A 23184-nucleotide genomic window follows, 5' to 3' on the forward strand; every position below is an offset into this window, starting at 1 on the left:
ATTGGCCGCCGAGCTTACCGCACAGCGGTGCGCGCGGAAACGCCGGCATTCGTCCGACATGGTTTGACAGCCGTGCATTTCGAGCCTAGATTCCGCTCACGATGTAACCGGTTACATGATAGACAACTCATACACTTTCCACAGAGACAATTGCCATGATTGCTCCTGCTCGAAAAATAAGAATGGGCTTCGTCGGTGGGGGTGAAGGCGCCTTCATCGCTCAGGCACACCGGCAGGCAGCCGGCCTCGATGGACGCTTCGAACTGGTCTGCGGTGCGTTCAGCCGAGACGCGCAAAACAATCAGCGTAGCGGCGCCGCACTGGGCCTGCCCGCGCAACGCTGTTATGACAGCTGGCAAGACATGCTCGCCGCCGAATCCATTCTGTCGCCCGATCAGCGCATGGAGCTGCTGGTGATCGTCACGCCTAATCACTTGCACGCGCCTGTTGCCAGCGCAGCGTTGAGCGCCGGTTTCCATGTTTTCAGCGAGAAGCCTGCTGCGCTCAATCTGGCCGAAGTGCAGGCGCTCGAACGCGTTGTCAGCCGCAGTCAGCGAATCTACGCGCTGGCGCACACGTATCTGGGTTACGCGATGGTCTGGCAGGCCCGGGAAATGGTCGCCAGCGGCGTTATCGGTCGCTTGCGCAAAGTCCTCGTCGAATACCCGCAAGGCTGGCTCAGTACCGACGTTGCCGGCCAAGGCAACAAGCAGGCCGACTGGCGCGACAACCCAGAGCAATCGGGCATCGGCGGCTGCATCGGTGACATCGGCACTCACGCGTTTTCCCTGGCGGAGTTTATCGCCGGTCAGCCCATCCAGTTCATCAGCGCGATGCTTGGCTCGCACTTCGGCAGCCGCCAACTGGATGACGACGCCGCCATGCTGTTCAAGATGGCCGACGGTGCCAGCGGCGTGTTGATCGCCAGTCAGGTCTGCGCCGGCGAAGAGAATCCGCTGAAAATTCGTCTGTATGGCGACAAGGGCGGCCTGGAGTGGCGTCAGGAAGAGCCCGCCAGTCTGATCCACCGACCCTTGAACGAACCCCTGCGCGTGCTGCGATCCGGCCTCGGTCAAGCGTGGCTATGTGAAGCCGCAACCCGGCGCATGCGCCTGCCTGCCGGGCACCCGGAAGGTTATCTGGAGGCCATGGCCAATCTGTACGGCGACCTCGCGCAGGCGATTCTTGAGGGCACGAGCGGCCCCGACGCGCCAGGCGTGCCCGGCATAGCGACCGGCCTGCGCGGCATGGCGTTCATCGAAACCGCTATCGCCAACCATCGCGGCGATGCCAAGTGGAGCGAAATACCTCGCCATTCAATCGGAGCATCCGCCCATGAAAACTGATCAAACACACCTTGGCGGCATGCGCGGCCCGGGCATCTTTCTCGCGCAATTCATCTCGGACGAAGCGCCCTTCGACTCCCTCGCCAACATTGCACAGTGGGCGGCCTCGCAAGGCTACAAGGCCATCCAGTTGCCGTCCCTTGGCACGCGCTTCATTGATCTTGAGCGCGCCGCCGAGAGTCAGGATTACTGCGACGAACTCATCGCAACCTGCGCCAGGGCCGGCGTGGTGATCAGCGAATTGTCGACGCATCTGCAAGGCCAACTGGTCGCGGTGCATCCGGCGTTCGACAGCCTCTTCGACGACTTCGCCCCACAGGATGTGCGTGGCAAGCCGCAAGCGCGCACCGAGTGGGCGATCAACCAGTTGAAGCTTGCGGCGCGTGCCAGTCAGCGCCTGGGGCTGACAGCCCATGCAACCTTTTCCGGCGCCCTGCTCTGGCCGTATGTCTACCCGTGGCCACAACGCCCTGCCGGTCTGGTCGAGCACGGTTTTACTGAACTGGCCAAGCGCTGGCTACCCATACTCGACTGTTTCGACGAGGCCGGTGTCGACCTGTGTTACGAAATCCATCCCGGCGAAGACCTGCACGACGGCGCCTCTTTCGAGCGTTTCCTGAAGGCGGTGAATCATCATCCGCGCGCGGCGATTCTGTATGACCCGAGCCACTTGCTGTTACAGCAGATGGATTACCTGGGCTTCATTGATCGCTATCACGAGCGCATCCGCATGTTTCATGTGAAGGACGCCGAGTTCCGCCCCGACGCGCGCTCCGGAGTTTACGGCGGCTATCAAGGCTGGGTTGATCGCCCGGGCCGATTCCGCTCGCTGGGCGATGGCCAGATCGACTTCAAATCGATCTTCAGCAAGTTGACCCAATACGACTTCAACGGCTGGGCCGTGCTCGAGTGGGAATGCTGTCTGAAAGATGCAGCGCAAGGCGCTGCCGAAGGCGCCGCCTTCATTGAACAACACATGATCACCAAGACCCGCAAGGCGTTCGACGACTTCGCCAGCGTGAGCGCTGACGCGCAATCGAATCGACGTCTTTTAGGGCTCCACGACCACTGATTTACCGCTGTTACCGACATAAAAATAATACGGTGATTGAAATGAACGTAATGAATGCGCGACTCAGCGTGATGATGTTTTTGCAGTTTTTTATCTGGGGTGGCTGGTTCGTCACCCTCGGCACCTTCCTCACCACAACGCTGGCGGCCAGCGGCGGCCAGGTGGGGATGGCGTTCTCGACCCAGTCGTGGGGGGCAATCATTGCGCCCTTCGTGATTGGCCTGATTGCCGACCGATTCTTTAACGCCGAACGCATCCTGGCGGTGCTGCATCTGATCGGCGCAGTGCTGCTGTTCCAGCTCTATCGGGCAGCGGATTTCAGCGATTTTTATCCCTATGTGCTGGCCTACATGATGGTCTACATGCCGACGCTGGCCCTGGTCAATGCGGTGGCGTTCCGCCAAATCAAAGACCCGGCCCTGGAGTTCTCGCGCATACGGGTCTGGGGCACGGTCGGCTGGATTGTCGCCGGCATCGTCATCAGCTTCGGCTTTGCCTGGGACTCCCAACAGGCCATCGCGGCCGGCGGCTTGCGCAACACCTTCCTGATGTCTGCCGTAGCGTCGCTGGTGTTGGGGCTCTACAGCTTCAGCCTGCCGAATACCGCACCGCTGAAATCCACTGCCGGCCCGGCGAGCCTGAAGCAGATGCTCGGTGTGGATGCGTTGAGCCTGCTCAAGGATCGCAGCTATCTGGTGTTCTTCCTCGCGTCCATTTTGATCTGCATTCCTCTGGCGTTTTATTACCAGAATGCCAACCCGTTCCTCGCCGAAATCGGCGTCACCAACCCGACGGCGAAGATGGCCATCGGGCAAGTGTCCGAAGTGCTGTTCATGCTGCTTTTGCCGCTGTTCATTCAGCGCTTCGGCATCAAGATTGCGTTGCTGGTCGGCATGCTGGCGTGGGCGCTGCGATACGTGCTGTTTGCCTTCGGCGACAACGGTGATCAGGCATTCATGCTGCTCATCGGTATTGCCCTGCACGGCGTTTGCTACGACTTTTTCTTCGTCTGCGGGCAAATCTACACCGACGCCAAGGCCCCAGAGCGCTTTCGCAGCTCGGCTCAAGGCCTGATTACCCTGGCGACTTACGGTTTGGGCATGCTGATCGGCTTCTGGATCGCCGGCCAGATCACCGACCACTTTGCCTCACCAAACGGGCATGACTGGCGCAGCATCTGGCTGTTTCCGGCCGGTTTCTCGGTCGCGGTACTGCTGCTTTTCTGGCTGACGTTCAAAGGGCAAGACAGCGACAAGGCGGTGGTCCCCTCTCCCGTCTAGACACTACCATCCCCTGTAGGCGCTGCGGCACGCTGCACTCGAATGCGCCTACAGGATGTTGTGCCGGCCGCAGATTGGGGTGAAACAAAGATCCGTGAGCGACGCACAAACCTGTGGGAGCGAGCTTGCTAGTGAAGGGGCCGTGCCAGTCGAACGATAGGTTGAATGAACCAGCGCCTTCGCGAGCAAGCTCGCTCCCACAATAGGTTATGCAGTTGAACGAACAAAAGCCTGCTTTTGAGGGCAGGCTTTTAGTCAGTCAGCGTCAGCTTATTTCTGCTGCGCCGTCAGCGCCGCATAACCATTCATCAAGTTGCGATAGTTCGGAATCCGCTGCGACAGCAGATTGCCCAGTCCTTCGATGTCGTTGCGCCAGTCGCGGTGCAGCTCACAGGCTACCGAGAACCAGTTCATCATTTGTGCGCCGGCCTGGGTCATGCGGCTCCAAGCGGCTTGTTGCACCGTGGTGTTGAAGGTGCCGGAGGCATCGGTGACCACGAGCACGTCAAACCCTTCGGCCAGTGCCGACAATGTCGGGAACGCCACACAAACATCGGTCACCACGCCGGCAATGATGATCTGCTTGCGGCCTGTAGCCTTGATCGCCTTGACGAAGTCTTCGTTGTCCCAGGCGTTGATTTGGCCTGGACGGGCGATGTAGGGCGCGTCCGGGAACATCTCTTTCAGTTCCGGTACCAATGGGCCGTTCGGGCCTTGTTCGAAACTGGTGGTGAGGATGGTCGGCAATTCGAAGAATTTCGCCAGATCGGCCAGGGCTAAAACGTTGTTCTTGAACTCGTTTGGCGAGAAGTCCTGCACCAGAGAAATCAAACCGGTCTGGTGGTCAACCAGCAGTACTACGGCGTCGTCTTTGTTGAGGCGGTTGTAGGTTGGCGTATTCATCTGTGCAGTCCTTTTTAGTTGGGGAAGTTCTTGTTGCGTTCAAGATGGGCACAGATTACTGACACTCCAGCGCTGGATAAACCGGCTGAAAAGCGTTTCACCGTCAACCCAAAAAGGACAATCACGCGACACCGATCACGGATTTCGCTGCGATCCCGACCTTCGCGGCGATCCTTGTCATACTGTCACCCGCTTCACGTGTGCAATAAACCAAGGAGATGTTCATGCTCGGACGCCCCTCGCCAGAGCCGAACACAGACAACCCCGCATCCCTAAAAGCCGTGCGCGCCGGATCGACGTTCCGCCTGACGGTGAGTTTCATGCTGGTAGTGGTCATGGCCTTCCTGGCCGTCGAGAGCTGGCGAACCTGGCGCGACTACCGTGCAGCCTTCGATTCTGCGCGCAACTCGGTGACCAACCTCGCCCGCGCCACGGCCCAGCATGCCGAAGACACCATCCGCCAGATGGACGTGCTGACTGCCGCCCTGAGTGAGCGGATCGAAGGTGATGGCCTGCAAAACCTCAATGTCCCGCGCATCCATAAATTGTTGGTGCAGCAATCGACAATCATGCCGCAGCTGCACGGTTTGTTTATCTACGGTCCTGATGGACAGTGGATCGTCACCGACAAGGAGGTGACGCCCGAGACCGCGAACAACGCCGATCGCGATTATTTCCAGTACCACCGCACCCATGAAGATCGCCATGTGCGCATCGGCGATGTGGTCGAGAGCCGCTCCACGAAAGACCTGATCATTCCCATCTCACGCCGGCTGAACAATGCCGATGGCTCGTTCGCCGGCGTGTTGCTGGGCACGGTCAAGGTCAGCTACTTCGTCGATTACTACGGTGACTTTCGCATTGATGACAAAGGCGCGCTGGTGCTGGCCAGGCGCGACGGTACCATCCTCGTGCGCCGCCCGTTCATCGCCTCGGTGATCGGCAAGAGCCTGGCCAACAGCGAGATCTTCAAGACCTATTTACCCATCTCCAACTCAGGCATCGCGCAAGTGCGCGCCGTCGTCGACGACACCGAACGCTTGTATGGCTATCGCGCCCTCACGACCTATCCACTGGTGGTCGAGGCGGGTCTGTCGCGTGATTCAATCATCGAACCCTGGCAGCAGGATTTGCTCAAGAACGGCTTCGTGCTGGTGTTTCTGATTCTGGTGCTGAGCTGTTTCGGGCTCATCGTCCTGAGCCAGTTGCGCCAGCGCATGGCGATGGAACGACAAATCCGCCACGCCCATCAGACCATGCGCGACATGGCATTGACTGACGCCCTGACCGGGCTCGGCAACCGTCGACGCCTGGACAATTCGCTGGCCGATGAAATTCGATTGGCCCGTCGCCAAGGCTCGGCACTGTCGTTGATCATGCTCGATGTCGACCACTTCAAACGCTACAACGACCAATACGGGCATGCGGCGGGTGATGATTGCCTGAGCGCAGTCGGGCAGGCGATCCAGCAAGCGGTCAAACGTCCGGGTGACTTGGCCGTACGCTATGGCGGCGAAGAGTTCACCGTGTTATTGCCCAATACCGATAGCGCTGGGGCAATCCAGGTCACCGAGGACATTTTGCAGAGTATTCGGGCGCTGAAGCTGGAACATGCCGGACATCCTCTGGGGTATGTCACCGCCAGTGCCGGCATCACCACGCGTCATCCCGTCGACGACACGGTCACGTCGGCGTCGTTGTTGAAAGCGGCCGACACTTGCCTCTACGAGGCCAAGCAACAGGGGCGCAACCGTTGGTGTTCGAGTTCGGCGGTGATGAGCTGATAGCGCCTTCCTCGCTCGCACCCGTCACTTTTTCTTACACCTTTTGTCGCCCTGCGACACCCTGTCAGCCGATCGAAAACCGACTCGCCGGTTCAGTTTGGTATCATGCGCCGCTTTTACGGTTAACCCACCCCGCCGGTCCTGCCGACTGACGGGCTGCAAAAGGCGGTATTAGATGACGGCTTTGTTGACTCGCCGCAAGGTACTTGCGGGAATGGGCGTACTCGGGCTCGGCCTGCTCGCCGGCTGCGACACCCGCGGCCAACTGTCGTACAAGTACGGCAAGGACCTGAGTAACAAAATCATGGGCCGCACCTTCAAACTGAAGGACACCGACGGCGATACCATGACCCTGTCGAGCTTCCGCGGCCTTATGCCGATGGTGTTCTTCGGCTTCACCCAGTGCCCGGCGGTCTGCCCGACCACCCTGGCCCGCGCGGCAAAAATCAAAAAACTGATGGGCAGGGACGGTGATCGCTTGCAGGTGATCTTCATTACCCTCGACCCCGAGCGCGACACGCCGCAAATCCTCGACGCCTACGTCAAAGCCTTCGACCCGACGTTCGTCGCGCTGTACGGCACGCTTGAGGAAACCAAGGCCACCGCCAAGGAATTCGACGTGTTTTTCGAGAAGGTGCCGGCCGGCGACACCTACACCCTCTCGCACACTTCCACCAGCTACGTCTTCGACTCGCGCGGCGAACTGCGCCTGGGTCTGTCCACTTCGCTTTCGGCAGAAGAATGCACGGAAGATTTGCTTACTGTTATGGAGGTTTGCTAATGCAACCGGTTCTGAACAACATCAAACGCGCGGTACTCGGTCTGTCCCTGCTGGGCCTGGCCTTTCAGGTCTCGGCGCAAACCAAGGTCGACGATGCGTGGGTGCGTGCAACCGTGCCGACCCAGTCCGCCAGCGGCGCGTTCATGACCCTCACCGCCGACAGCGACAGCAAGCTGCTGAGCGTCGCCACGCCAGTGGCCAAAGACGTGCAGATCCACGAAATGAGCATGAAGAACGACGTCATGCGCATGGGCCCGGTCAAATCGGTAGACCTGCCGGCTGGTAAAGCCGTCAAGCTCGATCCGAACGGTTACCACGTCATGCTGATGGGCCTGACCGGTCAGTTGAAAGAAGGTGAATCCGTGCCGCTGACCCTGACCGTGGAGAACGCCAAGGGCGAAAAAGAAACCGTTGAAGTGAAGGCCAGCGTGCGTTCGCTGACCAACATGGAAGGTCACGATCACAGCAAAATGCATTGATCTGACTGAGCGGTAACAAAAAGGGGCGGGCTGATCGTTGATCAGTCCGGCCCTTTTTTGGTTTGGGAAATCCACTTCTATGGAAAGCAAGCTTTACATAATTGAAATCTTTCGCGACTATGTAAAGGGTCTTTTACATAGGAAGTAGAGCATGAAGCGGTATTACCTCGAAATGGGCGCGGCGTTGACTCTCTACGTGTTGGTGTTGATGGCGTCATTGATCGCCTCGCAGCACCTGATGGAGGCCAACATTATTCTGCGTTCAGCCGTTGCGCTAACCCCGATCATTCCGTCGGGATTGATGTGCTGGGCCATCGTGCGCAACATGCGGCGCATGGACGAAATGCACCTGCGCATCCAGTTCGAAGCGCTGGGCTTCGCGTTTGCCGCTTCAGCACTGCTGACCTTCAGCTATGGTTTTCTGGAAAACATCGGCGCGCCGCACATTCCATGGACTTGCGTCTGGCCCGTGATGGCCTTGATGTGGATCCTCGGGCTGCAGATCGCCCGGCGCCGCTACCAATGAAAAACCGCCTCAAGGCACTGCGCGCCGAGCGCAAATGGTCTCAGGTCGATCTGGCTGAACGCCTGAACGTGTCGCGCCAGACCATCAATGCCATCGAAAACGAACGCTACGATCCGAGCCTGCCGCTGGCTTTCCAGATTGCCCGGGCGTTTGAGCTGTCGATTGAAAGCATTTTTGATGATGGCTTGAACTGAGCAACAGTCGGTGCAGGCGGATTCCCGTTTCAGTTAAACAGCCTGAAACAAAAAAACGCCTGCACCGATTCGCCTGCGCTACCCCGGTTAATAGTCAGACACCCGCTCCTGTCTGGGCTTCAGCCCGGAGCCCACGCTTGCAAGTGCGCCCCGCATCGAATCACCTTCAGGTTTTAAAAGGCGATCAGACCCCTGACCCTTGGTATCATCGTTCACACTTTTTTGACGATTTAATGACTGGAAGGTCTTTTTTTTGTGAGCGCTCTTTTTCGCTGGTTGCGGCAACCACATGCCCGCCTGTTCTCTCTGATTCTGCTGGTACTGATCGTGCCGGTGTGCCTGCGCGCGGCATTGGGCTGGTCGACACCGCTGGGTTATCTGTCGGATCTGGCCGTTGGCAGTCTGCTGGTGGTTCTGCTGCATCGCCGGGCTTGGTGGCTGGCGCTGCCGGTGCTGGTGTTCTGGGCGCTGTTGGCGGTGGCAACGGCCGAGTTGGTCAGCGCTGTGGGCCGTTTGCCGAATCCTTCCGATCTGCATTACCTGATTGATCCGCAATTTGTCGAAAACTCCACCGGTGGTGGTTTGGCGCATCCGGCGCTGGGCATCACATTGCTGCTGGCCTTGACGTTCTGGCTGTTGACGCAGTTCACCGCTCGCGGCATTAGCCGCCCACCCCTGCCCCGCGCGGTCTGGAGCGCGCCGCTGGTATTGTTCGCCGCGCACTGGGGCGCGCAAAATCTGTGGCCGAGCGAGGACGATCCGTGGCGCGCGTATAACCTGCCGCATCAGTTGCTCGCCACTCAAGTCGCCGATATTCAGATTCAGGCCGAGGAATGGCTTGACGGTGATGTCGAAGAAGCCACACCCGCGATGGCGGGGCTCACCGACGTCGACCTCAACGGTCAAAAACTGCTGACCGCGCCGGGGCAAGCACGCAACGTGTTGATCATTGCCCTGGAAGGTATTCCCGGCGCTTACATCCGCGCCAACCGCGAAGCCATCGGCAGCCATTATCAGGCAGACCTTATGCCCAACCTCAGCCGCTGGGCCGAGCGCGGCATGAACACTCCGGATTACGTTCTGCACACGCACCAGACCATTCGCGGTTTGTACGCGATGCTCTGTGGCGATTACGACAAACTCAACAACGGCACGCCCAAAGGCGTGGAAATGCTCACCCAGAACAAACGCAATCAGGCCTGCCTGCCGGCGCAGCTGCGCGAACATGGCTTCAGCACCCACTACCTGCAAGGCGCCGGCCTGCGCTTCATGGCCAAAGACAAGATCATGCCGCACATCGGGTTCGATGCGACGCATGGCCTGGAATGGTTCACCAATGCCAACTATCTGGAGTTTCCGTGGGGCAAGGATGACAAAGCGTTCTTCGAGGGTGCGCTGGATTACGTCGGCCAACTGAACAAGCAGAAGCAACCGTGGATGCTGACCCTGCTGACCGTGGGCACGCATCAGCCCTACTCCGCCCCGGACGAATACCTGGACCGCTACGAGACACCCAAGCAGGCAGCCGTCGGTTATCTGGACGATGCGCTGGATCAATTCCTCGCAGGTCTCGAGCAACAAGGTGTGCTCAAAGACACGCTGGTGGTGATCACTTCGGATGAATCCCACGGCATCGACGGCGTACGTCTGGCCTCGTCGTGGGGCTTCAACCTGACGCTGGCGCCGGAGCAACCACAACTGCCCCGACTAAATGCCGGGGTCTATGGTCATGTTGATCTCAGCACGTCGATCCTCGACTACTTCGACCTGCCGGTGCCCTCCGCGCTGAGTGGCCGTTCGCTGTTTCGCGACTACGATTCCGGTCGCGAAATCATGTCGTTCACCAACGGCAAACTGCGCTATCACGACGGCCGGGGCATCTTCTCCGAATGTGACATGCCGCGCCGCTGCCGCTATTACGAAAGCGCCGGCTTCATCGCCGAGAGCGCCAGGTTCAAAGGCAACTATAGCGGCCAGCGCGCCCGGCAAGTCGCCGCGCGCGCCACGGCACTCGACCTGTCGCTGCTGCGCACCCCGCTCAACCATCGCTATCAGTTCGGCAGCACCAACGTCATTGCGCTGCAAGCACAAATCAAGGACGACTGGGCTGACAACCTGATCGGCGCTCAATACCTGGAAATGCCCAAGGGCTCGCACACCCGCGTGCGCCTGACCGTACGCTCTGTCGATCCGCAACAGGCGGCGTACATCCAGCTCAAGGCCAAGGAATTCGAGCAGGACGTGCAACTGGGATTGCCAACAGAAATGGTCGCCACGGCGGATCAACCGCTGGAGATGGATTTCAGCTTTGACAATCCGCAGCAGCGCAAGGCGTTCTCGTTCCATTTGCTGGGTTATGGACTGGGCGCGGTGGAGGTGACGGATTTCAGTGTGATTACTGAAGTGCCGGGGCAAGAGGACATTCTGGACGACGCGCTTGAGGACGAGGCGGCGCAGTCGAGTTGAGTTCGCGTGCGCGGGTTTGCGATGTATCAGCGGTAAAAGATTCTGCCTATCGGCGCCCATCAGTCGGGCTATTAGCTGACTCGCCCACTCGGGTCTAGCCTTACAAGTCCGAAGTCGGCACGAGCCGGCCGTCGCAGACCTGATAAGGACCCGAACATGGCAAACGAATCGAAATGCCCGTTCAACCACGCCGCCGGTGGTGGTACGACGAACCGTGACTGGTGGCCGAATCAACTCAACCTGAAGATCCTGAGTCAGCACTCGCCCAAGTCCGATCCGCTGGGCAAAGACTTCGACTACGCCAACGCCTTCAAAAGCCTGGACTTCCAGGCACTGAAACAAGACTTGCGCGCACTGATGACCGACTCACAGGACTGGTGGCCGGCGGACTTTGGCCACTATGGCCCGCTCTTCGTGCGCATGGCCTGGCACAGCGCCGGCACCTATCGCACTGCGGATGGCCGCGGTGGTGCCGGCTCCGGCCAGCAACGTTTTGCCCCGCTCAATAGCTGGCCGGACAACGTCAGCCTCGACAAGGCCCGTCGCCTGCTGTGGCCTATCAAACAGAAATATGGTCGCAATATTTCCTGGGCCGACCTGATTGTCCTCACCGGTAACGTCGCGCTGGAATCCATGGGCTTCAAGACCTTCGGCTTCTCCGGTGGTCGCGCGGATGTCTGGGAACCGGATGAGGACGTGTACTGGGGCTCGGAAAACGAATGGCTGGGCGGCGACAGCCGTTACGGTAAAAGCAAGGAGCCGATGCAGGAGCCCGGCGACGGTACGCTGGTCGCCGAGCCGGATTTGCATGGCAAAGAAGAGAGCCGCACCGACCAGGGCGAACGCAACCTGGAAAACCCGCTCGCCGCGGTGCAGATGGGTCTTATTTATGTGAACCCGGAAGGCCCCGAGGGCAATCCAGACCCGGTAGCATCGGCCCGCGACATTCGCGAAACCTTCGGCCGCATGGCCATGAACGATGAAGAAACCGTGGCGCTGATCGCCGGCGGCCACGCTTTCGGCAAAACCCACGGTGCCGGCCCTGCCGATCACGTCGGCGCTGAGCCGGAAGCCGCCGGGCTGGAAGAACAAGGTCTGGGCTGGAGAAACAGCTTCGGCACTGGCAAGGGCGCTGACACCATCACCAGTGGCCTCGAAGTGACCTGGACCACCACGCCGACCCAGTGGAGCAACAACTACCTGGAAAATCTGTTTGGCTTCGAGTGGGAGCTGACCAAAAGTCCCGCCGGCGCGCACCAATGGAAACCAAAGAACGGTGCCGGTGCCGGCACTATCCCCCACGCCCATGACCCGAACAAACGTATCGACCCGACCATGCTGACGTCTGACCTGGCACTGCGCTTCGATCCGGCTTACGAGCAGATCTCCCGGCGTTTCCTGGCCAATCCCGATCAGTTGGCCGATGCATTTGCCCGCGCCTGGTACAAGCTGATCCACCGCGACATGGGCCCGCTGTCACGCTACCTCGGCCCGGAACTGCCGAACGAGGAGTTGCTGTGGCAAGACCCGATTCCCGAGGCCACTCATCCGCTAATCGACGATGACGATGTCGCCGCGCTGAAAAGCAAAGTGCTGGCCTCGGGGCTTTCCGTCTCGCAACTGGTTTCGACCGCATGGGCGGCGGCGTCGACGTTCCGTGGTTCGGACAAACGCGGTGGCGCCAACGGTGGTCGCCTGCGTCTGGCGCCGCAGAAGTTCTGGCAGGCCAACCAGCCTGAGCAATTGGCGAAGGTCCTGCAAACCCTTGAAGGGATTCAAAACGAGTTCAATGGCGGCGCAACCGGCAAGAACGTGTCGCTGGCCGACCTGATTGTGCTGGCGGGTAATGTCGGGGTCGAGCAAGCGGCGAAAAATGCCGGCCACTCGGTCACCGTGCCATTTTCGCCGGGGCGTACGGATGCGACTCAGGAGCAGACCGACGTCGAGTCATTTGGTTTTCTCGAACCGATTGCCGATGGCTTCCGCAATTACAGCAAGGGTAAATACACCGTAGCGGCTGAGGCGCTGCTGATCGACAAGGCGCAATTGCTCACCCTGACCGCGCCGGAAATGACTGTGTTGCTCGGTGGTCTGCGGGTGCTGAACACCAACGTCGGGCAAACTCGCCACGGCGTGTTCACAAGCCAGACCGAAGCGCTGACCAACGACTTCTTCACCAACCTGCTGGACATGGGCGTGGAGTGGAAGCCGACCTCACCGGACGCGGACGCGTTTGAAGGCCGCGACCGTAAAAACGGTAGCGTGAAATGGACGGCGACGCGGGTTGATCTGGTGTTTGGTTCCAACGCGATATTGCGGGCGGTCGCGGAGGTGTATGCGAGTGCGGATGCGAAGGAACAGTTTGTGAAAGACTTCGTTGCAGCGTGGACGAAGGTGATGAATCTGGATCGGTTTGACCTGAAATAGCAGAAAACGCAAAAACCTGTGGGAGCTGGCTTGCCAGCGATCGCGGTAGATCATTCAACATTGACGTTGGATCTGACACCGCCATCGCGGGCAAGCCCGCTCCCACATTTCGACCTGCGTCAAAAACGGCCCCCTCACCCCAGCCCTCTCCCGAAGGGAGAGGGAGCCGACCTAAGTGTATGACGCTCTACGTCGACCTGAAACATCGAGCCGATTATGGATTCAAAGCCATTCGCTCAAGTCGGTGCAGTTCGCAAATATTCCCGGATCAGTCGCCTCTCCCCCCGGGAGAGGGTTAGGGAGTGGAAGCCGACCTCACCGGACGCGGACGAGTTTGAAGGCCGCGACCGTAAAAACGGTAGCGTGAAATGGACGGCGACGCGGGTTGATCTGGTGTTTGGTTCCAACGCGATATTGCGGGCGGTCGCGGAGGTGTATGCGAGTGCGGATGCGAAGGAACAGTTTGTGAAAGACTTCGTTGCAGCGTGGACGAAGGTGATGAATCTGGATCGGTTTGACCTGAAATAGCAGAAAACGCAAAAACCTGTGGGAGCGGGCTTGCCCGCGATCGCGGTAGATCATTCAACATTGACGTTGGATCTGACACCGCCATCGCGGGCAAGCCCGCTCCCACATTTCGATCTGCGTCAAAAACGGCCCCCTCACCCCAGCCCTCTCCCGGAGGGAGAGGGAGCCGACCAAAGTGTATGACGCTTTACGTCGACCTGAAACATCGAGCCGATTATGGATTCAAAGCCATTCGCTCAAGTCGGTGCAGTTCGCAAATATTCCCGGATCAGTCCCCTCTCCCCCCGGGAGAGGGTAGGGTGAGGGGGGAAGCCACAAACGCTTGCTCAAGCCAGGCTCTTGCTCACCACTTCATACACATCACTCGACAGCGACCCCGAAGCCAGAATCCGCTCCAGCTCGCCTTTCATCAACGCCTGACGGGCGCTGTCGTATTTGCGCCAGCGCGTCAGCGGTGCCAGTTGGCGCGAAGCGATTTGTGGGTTGAAGCCATTCAGCTCGATCACCAGATCCGCGAGGAAGCGATAACCGGAGCCATCCGCCGCGTGGAAGTTGATCAGGTTCTGCCCGGCAAAAGCCCCCACCAGCGCACGCACCTTGTTCGGGTTCTTGATGTTGAACGCCGGGTGCTGCATCAGCGCTTTTACCCGCGCAAGACCACCGGGCAACGTGCTGCCGGCCTGCACGCTGAACCACTGATCCATGACCAGCGGATTGTCCTTGAAGTGCTCGGCGAAACTCGCCAGCGCCAGGTCCTTCTGCTCATCAAACGGCGAATTGACCAACACGGCCAGCGCGGTCAGGCGCTCGGTCATGTTGTCGGCCGTTTCGAACTGCTCCAGCGCCGCTGCCAGCACTTCCGGCTTGCCGCTGAGCATCAGGTACGACAGCGCGATGTTCTGCAGCGCACGACGGGCAAAGTGTTCGGCCTCGGCCACGTACGGGGTTTTCTTCGACAGGTCGCGGTTGGCCTGATAACGCAGCCACAGCGCCTCGAACAACCCTTCCGCCAGTTGCTTGCGGGCAAACTCACGCGCGCTATGGATGGCATCAACGTCTGCGACTTCGCTGATTTCGGTGAGGTACGCCTCACCCGGCAGCGAGAGCATCTCGGCAACCATCGCCTGATCCAGCGATTCATCGGACAGCACCGTGCGCAGTGCCGACACCAGACGCGGGTCGAGCTTCAGGCTTTCGCCCTTCTGCTGCTGGCCGATCAGTTCTTGCAGCACCTGTACCGACAGTTGCTGACCGGCATCCCAGCGGTTGAAACCGTCGCTGTCGTGCTGCATCAGGAACATCAGTTGATCGCGGTTGTACGGGAAGCTCAGTTTCACCGGCGCCGAGAAACCGCGCAGCAAGGATGGCAGCGGCTGTTCAGCGATATCGACGAAGGTGAACGTCTGCTCAGCCTCGGTCACCGAGATCACGCGGGTGGTGCCTTGGGCCGACGCTTCGCCGCTCAGACGCAGGGCAATCTCATTGCCTTTGCTGTCGAGCAGGCCCAATTCAACCGGGATCACGAACGGCAGTTTTTCCACCTTGTCCGGGGTTTCCGGGCAGCTTTGGCGGAAGGTCAGGCTGTAGGTTTTCGCCGCAGCATCGTAAGACTCGCTCACTGCCAGACGCGGCGTGCCGGCCTGGCTGTACCAGCGTTTGAACTGGGTCAGATCGACACCGTTGGCGTCTTCCATGGCCTTGATGAAGTCATCGCAGGTCACGGCTTGGCCATCGTGACGATCGAAGTACAGATCGCTGCCTTTGCGGAAGCCTTCGGCACCCAACAGGGTGTGGATCATGCCGACCACTTCCGAACCCTTTTCGTACACGGTCAGGGTGTAGAAGTTGGAAATCTCGATGAAGCTGTCCGGGCGCACGGCGTGGGCCATGGGACCTGCATCTTCGGCAAACTGGTGGGTGCGCAGGTAGGCGACGTCCTGAATGCGCTTGACCGTGGCCGAGTTCATGTCGGCGGAGAAGCCCGAATCGCGGAATACGGTGAAGCCTTCCTTGAGCGACAGCTGGAACCAGTCGCGGCAGGTCACGCGGTTGCCCGACCAGTTGTGGAAGTATTCGTGGGCGACGATCGCTTCGACCCTCTGGTGTGCGGCGTCGGTGGCAGTTTCGGCGCGGGCCAGCACGGCGCTGGAGTTGAAGATGTTGAGGCCCTTGTTCTCCATGGCGCCCATGTTGAAGTCATTCACGGCGACGATCATGAAGATGTCCAGATCGTACTCGCGACCGTAGACCTCTTCGTCCCAGCGCATCGACTTCTTCAGGCTGTTCATGGCGTGCTGGCACTTGTCGATGTTTTCCGGTTCGACGTAGATGCGCAGCGCGACTTCGCGCGCGGTCATGGTGGTGAAAGTGTCTTCAACGCACCACAAGTCACCGGCCACCAGCGCGAACAGGTACGCCGGTTTCATGAACGGATCCTCCCACGTTGCCCAGTGCCGGCCGTCTTCGCCCGGCCCCGAGGCAATCGGGTTGCCGTTGGACAGCAGCACCGGATAGCTGTGTTGTTCGGCCACCACGGTGGTGGTGAACTTGCTCATCACGTCCGGGCGATCAAGGTAATAGGTGATTTTGCGGAAGCCTTCGGCCTCGCATTGTGTGCAGAACATCGTGCCGGATTTGTACAGGCCTTCCAGTGCGGTGTTGGTTTCCGGGTGAATTTTGACGCTGGTGTCGACCGTGAAGTTTTCGCTGGTCGGCTGCAGGATCAGGTTGTTTTCGCTGAGCTGATAAGCATCGGCACTCAGTTCCTGATCGGACAGCGTCACCGACAGCAGTTCCAGTTGCTGGCCATCAAGCACCAGCGGCGGCAGGCCCGCGCCACGCGCCGGGTTGCGGCGCATCACCAGTTGCGCATGGACCAGGCTGTGGTCCTCGAACAACTCGAAGGTCAGGTGCGTTTCGTCGATCAGGTACTCGGGCGCCTGATAGTCCTTGAGGTAAATCATCTTCGGTTGTTCGGTGCGCATGCTGGAATCCTTATTGATGCACGGCGAGCTGATAAGCCGTGTACTTGCGAATATTGATCACGCCGGTGTCGAAGATCAGGTACTGGCCCTTGATTCCCAGCAGCGTGCCTTCGGCAATCGGGTTCTTGTCCAGGTTGAAGCTGACGATTTTGGCCGGGTATTGCTCGACCGGATAGCGGATTTCGAGAGGTTCTACATCGGCAATCGTCTGAATGGCTTGTAGGCCAAATCGCTCCTGCAAGCCTTGCAGACCCTCGGCGCAGTTTTCAAACAACTGATCACGCACCTGCGCCAGATCCACGGCCACCGCATCGCCCTTGAGCAGCGCACGCCAGTTGGTCTTGTCCGCCACTTGACTGCGGAACAGGTCTTCAACGAAGCCCGACTGCTGCCGCGTGGACACACGCATGATCGGCAATGCCTGACTGGCGCCCTGATCAAGCCAGCGCGTCGGCAATTGGGTCGCACGGGTAATGCCGACCTTGATGCCCGACGAATTGGCCAGATAGACCACGTGGTCGGTCATGCAAAACTGCTGGCCCCACACCGGATCCCGGCAGGTGCCCGCATCAAAGTGGCAACGCTCCGGGCTCATGATGCACAGGTCGCACTGCGCCAGTTTGGTCATGCACGGGTAGCAATACCCCTGACTGAAACTGGTTTTGGTCTTGCGCCCGCAATGGGTGCAGTGGATCGCCCCCAGATACTCCAGACGCACCGTCGTGCCGATCAACGGGTTGACCGGCACCTCGACGTCATCCAGACGAAACGCGTATTGCACATTCGGCCCGTCAAGGCGCGCCGACATTTTGCTGATTGCACCGCGGCCAATCTCGATCAATGGATGGCATCCGACTTGAACAGGATGTTCGGCACTTCGATCGACTTCGACGCACATTCTTGCGGGCCCATGTAACCGGTGCGCTGGTCCTCGGGCAGGTTCTGGATTTCCCAGGCGATCATTGCCTGCAACGACAACTCGCGCTGTTCGGCGGTGAGCTTGCCACCGTCGGCCCACTTGCCGATTTCCACAGCCAGTTTCAGGCTCTCGTAGATGTCCGGGGTGATGTTCTTGATCATGTCGTTAAAAGAGGACATCTGGGTCTCCGTGCTCTTTATCTACAAACTAAAATTAGATGGCCAGTTTACGGCGGTTATACAAACCACCCAACAAACCGGTGAAGCATCCGATGAGTAACCCGCTGACATGCGCGGCGTTGGCGATTTCGCCGAAACCGATCATCGAGATCAGCCCGGACATGCACACCACCAGCCACACCAGCATCATCACCAACACGCCGCGCGGCAGGCGATAAGCCGGGTTCGGCGCCAGCAACTGAAAGATCCAGCAATGCCCGAGCAAACCGTAAAGCACGCCGGACAGACCGCCGAACAAGGTCGGCCCGCTCCAGACAAATTGCGCGTAGTTGGAAACGAGGCTGAACAATAAGGTCAGGCCGATCAGGTTGATGCTGCCCTGGCGCGATTCGATACGCCGCCCCAGCTCCCAGTACCACATGCCGTTCATGGCCAGGTGCAGGATGCCAAAGTGAATCAGCATCGGCGTGACCAGCCGCCACCACTGCCCCGCCGCGAGGCTGTCGGCCAATGGCGTGAAGTGGATGTACTCGCCGATCACGCGAAAATCGAGAAAGGTCAGCCAGCGAAGGGTTTCAAGATTTTCGCCGAGGAAGGTCAGGCCGCCGACGATCAGGCTCAGCAGCAGGATGAACCCGGTAGCCTTGGCATGCTTCAGTTGCTCGACAAACCCGGGGCGCTTGAACGTCTGCGCAACCGGAATATCCAGCTGCTGATCGGGATCGCCCGCCGGAAAACGCTCGTACAGCGAACGCACGTCGTCGCTGATCTCCGCAGGCGCCCACAGCACCTGCTCGCCCGCCTCTTCACTGACTCGATGGGGCACTTGCATGCGTTGCAACAGCGTGACGAAACCGCTCAGATCCACCGCCAGGGGCAGACGCAATACCGCTACCGAACTCATTGCAGCACCTCCGGCCGCTCGACATCGACCCAGACAAATTTATGCGGATCCAGACGCGTTTCCTGATCCAGACGATAGGCGACGAGTTTGCCGTAGAGCACCGCGCTGTAATCCAGACACGCGAGGTTCGGGCGGATCGGCGCCGGTTTGCCGCTGCGCCAGTAGTGGCCGACGAACAGCAATGGCTCATCGACACCGTAGCGCAGCAGGGAATTCTTTTCGGTTGAAGTCAGCGGGGTTTGCGCCACCGGCTCCGGCAGAGCATCGGGCTGGAAGACAATGTCGCCGTAGGTTTTCGGATCGTCCTCCCAGAACTTGGTGCGGAAGAACGAACGCACCAGACCATCGCCACTGGTCATGGTCTGGCCATCGGGCAGGCGCATGTCGGTACCGCGCAGCAAGCGATCGAACACGGTGCAGGCGAAACTGCCGGGCACCGCCGAAGCCTGGAGGAAGTGTTCATCAATGCAGCCGTCGGGGAACAACGCGCGCAACGGCTGGATGAGGCCGGCATCCCAACAGGCATGCACCACGCGAAAACGCCCGGCATCGACGAACAGCGGCAGTTGATAGAACCACTGCTGGAAGTCATGCCAGTCGCCTGGATGGCCTTCGAATTGCGTCAGGGTTTCATGCAGCAGGCGCGCATGGCGTGGCGTGTGTTCGCGCACGAACTGCTTGCCGCTGCCCGGTGGCGCCGGGGTGCTCCAGCCCAGAGCGTTGAATTCGTGGTTGCCCATGATGCACAACGCCTGACCGGCTTCGACCATGTCGTGGACGATGTGCAGCGCCTCGCGAATCCGCGGGCCACGGTCGATGATGTCGCCGACGAACACGGCCATGCGCGATGGATGCCGCCAGACCCCGCCCTGCTTGTGATAGCCGAGGCGATCAAGCAAGTGTTCGAGGGTCAGCGCGCATCCGTGCACGTCACCAATCAAGTCATAACTGCGCGCGGGATCGAGCATCAGTCGCCTCCACCACCCAACTTGCTGCCCCAGCCGAGCTTGGTCCGGCAGACTTCGTAGTAATTGTGGTCGAGCGGGTGAATCAGCCGCAGCTTTTGCGCTTTTTTGCTGACGGTGATGGTGTCGCCCGGCGCGCAGGTGAAGTGGTTCTGCCCGTCGCAGGAGACTTGCGGGTAGATCTGCATATCTTTGGACACGACGATTTTCAGCTCACTGTTGCCATCGACCACAATTGGCCTGCTGGACAACATATGGGGGTACATCGGCACGATCACAATGGCGTCGAGCTTGGGATGCATGATCGGACCACCGGCAGACAGCGCATACGCGGTGGAGCCGGTCGGCGTGGCGACGATCAGGCCGTCGGCCTTTTGGCTGCAGACGAACTGCCCGTCGATGTACAGCTCGAACTCGATCATTCGCGTCGACTTGCCAGGGTGCAGCACCACATCGTTGAGCGCATCGCCCTGCCCGATGGCCTCGCCGTGGCGGCGAACTTCGGCTTGCAACAGAAAACGGTTTTCCACCAGGTAATGGCCGTCGAGCACTTTGGCGACTTCGACTTCCAGCTCATCCGGGCGAATGTCGGTGAGAAACCCGAGGCTGCCACGGTTGATCCCGAGCACCGGCGTATTGTGTTTGGCCAGCGCTCGGGCGGCGCCAAGCAGGCTGCCGTCGCCGCCGACAACGATGACCATGTCGCAGACTTCACCGAGCATCTTGCGCGACGAAGTCTGCAGGCCATGCCCCGGCAGGACTTCGGCGATGGTGTCTTCGAGGATCACATGCAGGTGACGATCGAGCAGAAACCGTTTCAGTCGGCGGACGGTATCCAGCACCTGTGAACTGCCCAGGCGACCGATGATGCCGATATTACGAAATTGCTCCATGGGACCTCTGCGGACAATCGAAAACGCGAAAAACCCGATTATGGGCGAAAGCCGCCGTTAGACAAAATCCTTTCAGCCTCAAGGGCGGACGCGTGTTTAAGGCTATGCTCGCAAGATGATCCTATTTCCCGACCTGCTGCAGTTACCCCACCAATTACGCCATCCGCATGTGCGCGATCTGGCGTGGGTGATCCTCGCCCCGCCGATGCTCGCGACCACACCGTGGCCGCAGCGCCATCCGCTGGCGGGCAGCGACTGGGTCAGCCACCCCGAGCAACTGGAGCAATGGCTGCGTCAGCTCGATCACGACAGCAGCGGTTTGCTGCACTGGTTGTCCCAGGCACGCACGCGGCGCCTGGGTTTGTATTACGAGCGACTGTGGCAGTTTGCCGTGCAGCACGCGCCAGGCATTGAGTTGATCGCGGCCAATCTGCCGATCCGCCGCCAGGGGCACACCCTTGGCGAGCTGGACATGCTGCTGCGTGATCGCGACGGCGTGCATCACCTGGAACTGGCGATCAAACTCTACCTCGGCCCGCAAAACGGCGACGGCCAGGATCCGGCGCAGTGGCTGGGGCCGGGTTGCCATGATCGACTGGATCGTAAACTGGCGCACTTGGCCGAACATCAACTGCCCATTTCGGCGCGCCCGGAAAGCCGTGAAACCCTGGCTGCACTGGATATCGAGGCCTTCAGTGCACAACTGTGGCTGGGCGGATATCTGCTGTACCCGTGGCCCGGCCAGTCGCAATCACCGAATGGCGCGCATCCGCAACATTTGCGTGGCAGTTGGTTGCATCAGAAAGACTGGCCGGCATTCCTGGCGCAGCGCCCGCCGGGACGTTGGCAACCCCTGCCCCGCCATGCCTGGCTGGCGCCGGCGCATTACCCGGCGGATCAGACCTGGAGTCGTGAGCATTTGCAGATGTGGCTCGAGGCGCTCGAACCCTTGGCGCCAGCGCAACTGATGGTGCGCCTGACCGAGAATGCGCGAGGGGAATGGGAAGAGGCGGAGCGGCTGTTTCTGGTGTCCGACCTGTGGCCGAATGTCCCCGGGCAACCCTGAGAATCTGTGGTGTTCATACCGGCCTCATCGCTGGCAAGCCAGCTCCCACAGTTTTCTGTGAGAGCTGGCTTGCCAGCGATGGGGTCAATCGGTCAAAGGGATAAGCGCAATGCCAACGCCGCCAGCGTCACCAGCAACACCGGCACCGTCAGCACAATCCCCACCCGGAAGTAATACCCCCAGCCAATCCGGATTCCCTTGCGCTCCAGCACATGCAGCCACAGCAAAGTGGCCAGACTGCCAATCGGCGTGATCTTCGGCCCCAGGTCGCTGCCGATTACGTTGGCGTAGATCATCGCCTCCTTGACCACCCCGCTCGCCTGACTGGCATCAATCGACAAGAGCCCGATCAGCACCGTTGGCAGGTTGTTCATGATCGATGACAACAGTGCCGTCAGCACGCCGGTTCCGAACGCCGCGCCCCACACGCCATATCCGGCGAAACCATCGAGCCAGCCAGCCAGATACCCGGTCAACCCGGCATTGCGCAGGCCGTAGACCACCAGATACATGCCCAGCGAGAAAATCACGATCTGCCACGGTGCCTCTTTCATCACTTTGCGCGTGGAAATCTTGTGGCCACGGGCGGCGATCGCCAGCAGCAGCGCCGCGCAGACAGCGGAAATCGCGCTGATCGGAATGCCCAGCGGTTCCAGCGCGAAACAGCCGATCAGCAAAATCACCAACACCGCCCAACCGGCATAGAACGTGGCTTTGTCGTGGATGGCGGTTTCTGGACGCTCGAGCTGTTCGGGGTCGTAAGCCGCCGGAATATCGCGACGGAAAAACCACATCAGCATGCCCAGCGTCGCGGCCACACTGACGAAGTTCACCGGCACCATCACCGCCGCGTAGCGGTTGAAGCCGATGTTGAAGAAGTCCGCCGAGACGATGTTGACCAGGTTCGACACCACCAGCGGCAGGCTTGCGGTGTCGGCGATAAACCCTGCCCCCATGACGAACGCCAGGGTCGCTGCCGGCGAAAACCGCAGTGCCAGCAGCATGGAAATGACAATTGGCGTAAGAATCAACGCCGCCCCATCATTGGCGAACAGCGCCGACACCAGCGCGCCGAGCAGCACCATGAAGGCAAACAGCTTGCGCCCGCTGCCCCGCCCCCAGCGCGCCACGTGCAATGCGGCCCAATTGAAAAAACCGGCTTCATCGAGCAGCAGACTGATAATGATCAGCGCGACAAAAGTGCCGGTGGCGTTCCAGATGATTTGCCACACCAGCGGGATATCACTGAGGTGCACCACCCCAAAGATCAGCGCCAGCACCGCGCCCAACGTCGCACTCCAGCCGACACCGAGGCCTTTGGGTTGCCAGATCACGAGGGTAATGGTCAGTAAAAAAATCAGTGACGCAAAAAGCATTCCTAACAACCTTCAATAGGGTGAAATAACTCATTCCACAAAACTTGTGGGAGCGAGCTTGCTCGCGAAGAGGCCTTCAGCCATACATTATTAATGACTGAAAGTGCGCCTT

Annotated in this window: 19 protein-coding genes and 1 pseudogene; 12 read left to right on the forward strand and 8 right to left on the reverse strand. The window is 59.8% G+C overall.

Features of this window, described 5'->3' with window-relative positions:
• Window positions 1-155: 155 nt before the first annotated feature.
• From AB4P91_RS20865 to AB4P91_RS20875, 3 genes are read left to right on the forward strand one after another with little or no spacing between them, the layout of a single operon-like run.
• Window positions 156-1346: a Gfo/Idh/MocA family protein gene (locus tag AB4P91_RS20865; RefSeq protein WP_150595415.1), complete on the forward strand. Its 1191-nt coding sequence runs from the start codon at window positions 156-158 to the stop codon at window positions 1344-1346.
• A gap of 19 nt (window positions 1347-1365) precedes the next feature.
• Entirely contained in the window at window positions 1366-2418 is a 1053-nt protein-coding gene (locus AB4P91_RS20870) for a sugar phosphate isomerase/epimerase (protein ID WP_150595584.1), read from the forward strand.
• Window positions 2419-2459: 41 nt separating this feature from the next.
• Window positions 2460-3698, forward strand: a complete 1239-nt coding sequence (locus AB4P91_RS20875; protein WP_395603570.1) for a nucleoside permease — start codon at window positions 2460-2462, stop codon at window positions 3696-3698.
• A 270-nt stretch (window positions 3699-3968) separates the two neighbouring features.
• Here AB4P91_RS20875 and ycaC read toward each other — a convergent pair whose 3' ends face one another.
• Entirely contained in the window at window positions 3969-4601 is a 633-nt protein-coding gene (ycaC, locus tag AB4P91_RS20880; RefSeq protein WP_395603571.1) for an isochorismate family cysteine hydrolase YcaC, read from the reverse strand.
• Between the two features lie 224 nt (window positions 4602-4825).
• Here ycaC and AB4P91_RS20885 point away from each other — a divergent pair, with 224 nt between their 5' ends.
• From AB4P91_RS20885 to AB4P91_RS20920, 8 genes and pseudogenes are all read left to right on the forward strand, one after another.
• Window positions 4826-6385 carry a diguanylate cyclase gene (locus tag AB4P91_RS20885; RefSeq protein WP_395603572.1) on the forward strand — a complete coding sequence of 520 codons (1560 nt, stop codon included), beginning with the start codon at window positions 4826-4828 and terminating at the stop codon, window positions 6383-6385.
• A gap of 175 nt (window positions 6386-6560) precedes the next feature.
• On the forward strand, window positions 6561-7166 hold the full coding sequence (locus tag AB4P91_RS20890; protein WP_150596608.1) for an SCO family protein: 606 nt from the start codon (window positions 6561-6563) through the stop codon (window positions 7164-7166).
• A complete protein-coding gene (locus AB4P91_RS20895) occupies window positions 7166-7645 on the forward strand; it encodes a copper chaperone PCu(A)C (RefSeq protein ID WP_150596609.1) in 480 nt (159 codons plus the stop codon). The genes AB4P91_RS20890 and AB4P91_RS20895 overlap by 1 nt, the downstream gene beginning before the upstream one ends.
• Window positions 7646-7796: 151 nt before the next feature.
• On the forward strand, window positions 7797-8171 hold the full coding sequence (locus AB4P91_RS20900) for a hypothetical protein (RefSeq protein ID WP_150595421.1): 375 nt from the start codon (window positions 7797-7799) through the stop codon (window positions 8169-8171).
• A complete protein-coding gene (locus AB4P91_RS20905; protein ID WP_150595422.1) occupies window positions 8168-8365 on the forward strand; it encodes a helix-turn-helix transcriptional regulator in 198 nt (65 codons plus the stop codon). The genes AB4P91_RS20900 and AB4P91_RS20905 overlap by 4 nt, the downstream gene beginning before the upstream one ends.
• Window positions 8366-8620: 255 nt before the next feature.
• On the forward strand, window positions 8621-10831 hold the full coding sequence (locus AB4P91_RS20910) for an LTA synthase family protein (protein WP_395603573.1): 2211 nt from the start codon (window positions 8621-8623) through the stop codon (window positions 10829-10831).
• 156 nt (window positions 10832-10987) lie between these two features.
• A complete protein-coding gene (gene katG / locus AB4P91_RS20915; RefSeq protein ID WP_395603574.1) occupies window positions 10988-13258 on the forward strand; it encodes a catalase/peroxidase HPI in 2271 nt (756 codons plus the stop codon).
• 300 nt (window positions 13259-13558) lie between these two features.
• A pseudogene (locus AB4P91_RS20920) lies at window positions 13559-13786 on the forward strand (catalase-peroxidase); the annotation flags it as partial.
• Between the two features lie 326 nt (window positions 13787-14112).
• Here AB4P91_RS20920 and pepN read toward each other — a convergent pair.
• From pepN to AB4P91_RS20950, 6 genes are read right to left on the reverse strand one after another with little or no spacing between them, the layout of a single operon-like run.
• Complete coding sequence (gene pepN, locus AB4P91_RS20925) at window positions 14113-16770, reverse strand: aminopeptidase N (RefSeq protein WP_395603575.1); 2658 nt, start codon at window positions 16768-16770, stop codon at window positions 14113-14115.
• Window positions 16771-16780: 10 nt separating this feature from the next.
• The gene (locus AB4P91_RS20930) at window positions 16781-17611 is read right to left on the reverse strand and encodes a DUF2797 domain-containing protein (protein ID WP_395603576.1); all 831 of its coding nucleotides are present in this window, start codon (window positions 17609-17611) and stop codon (window positions 16781-16783) included.
• Window positions 17608-17868, reverse strand: a complete 261-nt coding sequence (locus AB4P91_RS20935) for a YeaC family protein (RefSeq protein ID WP_042558818.1) — start codon at window positions 17866-17868, stop codon at window positions 17608-17610. Before AB4P91_RS20935 ends, AB4P91_RS20930 begins: the two co-directional genes overlap by 4 nt.
• A gap of 34 nt (window positions 17869-17902) precedes the next feature.
• Window positions 17903-18772, reverse strand: a complete 870-nt coding sequence (locus AB4P91_RS20940; protein WP_150595427.1) for a rhomboid family intramembrane serine protease — start codon at window positions 18770-18772, stop codon at window positions 17903-17905.
• Window positions 18769-19743, reverse strand: coding sequence for a metallophosphoesterase (locus AB4P91_RS20945; protein ID WP_191624510.1), 975 nt, complete (start codon window positions 19741-19743; stop codon window positions 18769-18771). Before AB4P91_RS20945 ends, AB4P91_RS20940 begins: the two co-directional genes overlap by 4 nt.
• Window positions 19740-20630 (reverse strand): NAD(+) kinase, encoded by an 891-nt coding sequence (locus AB4P91_RS20950; RefSeq protein WP_042558815.1) that lies wholly within the window; start codon window positions 20628-20630, stop codon window positions 19740-19742. Before AB4P91_RS20950 ends, AB4P91_RS20945 begins: the two co-directional genes overlap by 4 nt.
• A gap of 115 nt (window positions 20631-20745) precedes the next feature.
• Here AB4P91_RS20950 and AB4P91_RS20955 point away from each other — a divergent pair, with 115 nt between their 5' ends.
• A complete protein-coding gene (locus AB4P91_RS20955; protein WP_395603577.1) occupies window positions 20746-21696 on the forward strand; it encodes a DUF1853 family protein in 951 nt (316 codons plus the stop codon).
• Between the two features lie 92 nt (window positions 21697-21788).
• On the opposite strand, the gene AB4P91_RS20960 is transcribed toward AB4P91_RS20955, so the two are convergent.
• The gene (locus AB4P91_RS20960) at window positions 21789-23072 is read right to left on the reverse strand and encodes an arsenic transporter (protein WP_042558813.1); all 1284 of its coding nucleotides are present in this window, start codon (window positions 23070-23072) and stop codon (window positions 21789-21791) included.
• Window positions 23073-23184: the final 112 nt, after the last annotated feature.

The sequence above is a fragment of the Pseudomonas sp. B21128 genome (genome assembly GCF_044218865.1).
In the GTDB taxonomy this organism is placed as follows: domain Bacteria; phylum Pseudomonadota; class Gammaproteobacteria; order Pseudomonadales; family Pseudomonadaceae; genus Aquipseudomonas; species Aquipseudomonas iridis.

What these genes read in the sequence shown, in the direction of transcription:
- AB4P91_RS20890 (WP_150596608.1), top strand. Translation starts at nt 6,561, where the DNA reads ATGACGGCTTTGTTGACTCGCCGCAAGGTACTTGCGGGAATGGGCGTA.
- AB4P91_RS20905 (WP_150595422.1), top strand. Translation starts at nt 8,168, where the DNA reads ATGAAAAACCGCCTCAAGGCACTGCGCGCCGAGCGCAAATGGTCTCAG.
- AB4P91_RS20950 (WP_042558815.1), bottom strand. Translation starts at nt 20,630, where the DNA reads ATGGAGCAATTTCGTAATATCGGCATCATCGGTCGCCTGGGCAGTTCA.
- AB4P91_RS20935 (WP_042558818.1), bottom strand. Translation starts at nt 17,868, where the DNA reads ATGTCCTCTTTTAACGACATGATCAAGAACATCACCCCGGACATCTAC.
- AB4P91_RS20870 (WP_150595584.1), top strand. Translation starts at nt 1,366, where the DNA reads ATGCGCGGCCCGGGCATCTTTCTCGCGCAATTCATCTCGGACGAAGCG.
- AB4P91_RS20895 (WP_150596609.1), top strand. Translation starts at nt 7,166, where the DNA reads ATGCAACCGGTTCTGAACAACATCAAACGCGCGGTACTCGGTCTGTCC.
- pepN (WP_395603575.1), bottom strand. Translation starts at nt 16,770, where the DNA reads ATGCGCACCGAACAACCGAAGATGATTTACCTCAAGGACTATCAGGCG.
- AB4P91_RS20900 (WP_150595421.1), top strand. Translation starts at nt 7,797, where the DNA reads ATGAAGCGGTATTACCTCGAAATGGGCGCGGCGTTGACTCTCTACGTG.
- AB4P91_RS20865 (WP_150595415.1), top strand. Translation starts at nt 156, where the DNA reads ATGATTGCTCCTGCTCGAAAAATAAGAATGGGCTTCGTCGGTGGGGGT.
- AB4P91_RS20955 (WP_395603577.1), top strand. Translation starts at nt 20,746, where the DNA reads ATGATCCTATTTCCCGACCTGCTGCAGTTACCCCACCAATTACGCCAT.
- AB4P91_RS20940 (WP_150595427.1), bottom strand. Translation starts at nt 18,772, where the DNA reads ATGAGTTCGGTAGCGGTATTGCGTCTGCCCCTGGCGGTGGATCTGAGC.
- ycaC (WP_395603571.1), bottom strand. Translation starts at nt 4,601, where the DNA reads ATGAATACGCCAACCTACAACCGCCTCAACAAAGACGACGCCGTAGTA.
- AB4P91_RS20875 (WP_395603570.1), top strand. Translation starts at nt 2,460, where the DNA reads ATGAACGTAATGAATGCGCGACTCAGCGTGATGATGTTTTTGCAGTTT.
- katG (WP_395603574.1), top strand. Translation starts at nt 10,988, where the DNA reads ATGGCAAACGAATCGAAATGCCCGTTCAACCACGCCGCCGGTGGTGGT.
- AB4P91_RS20885 (WP_395603572.1), top strand. Translation starts at nt 4,826, where the DNA reads ATGCTCGGACGCCCCTCGCCAGAGCCGAACACAGACAACCCCGCATCC.
- AB4P91_RS20960 (WP_042558813.1), bottom strand. Translation starts at nt 23,072, where the DNA reads ATGCTTTTTGCGTCACTGATTTTTTTACTGACCATTACCCTCGTGATC.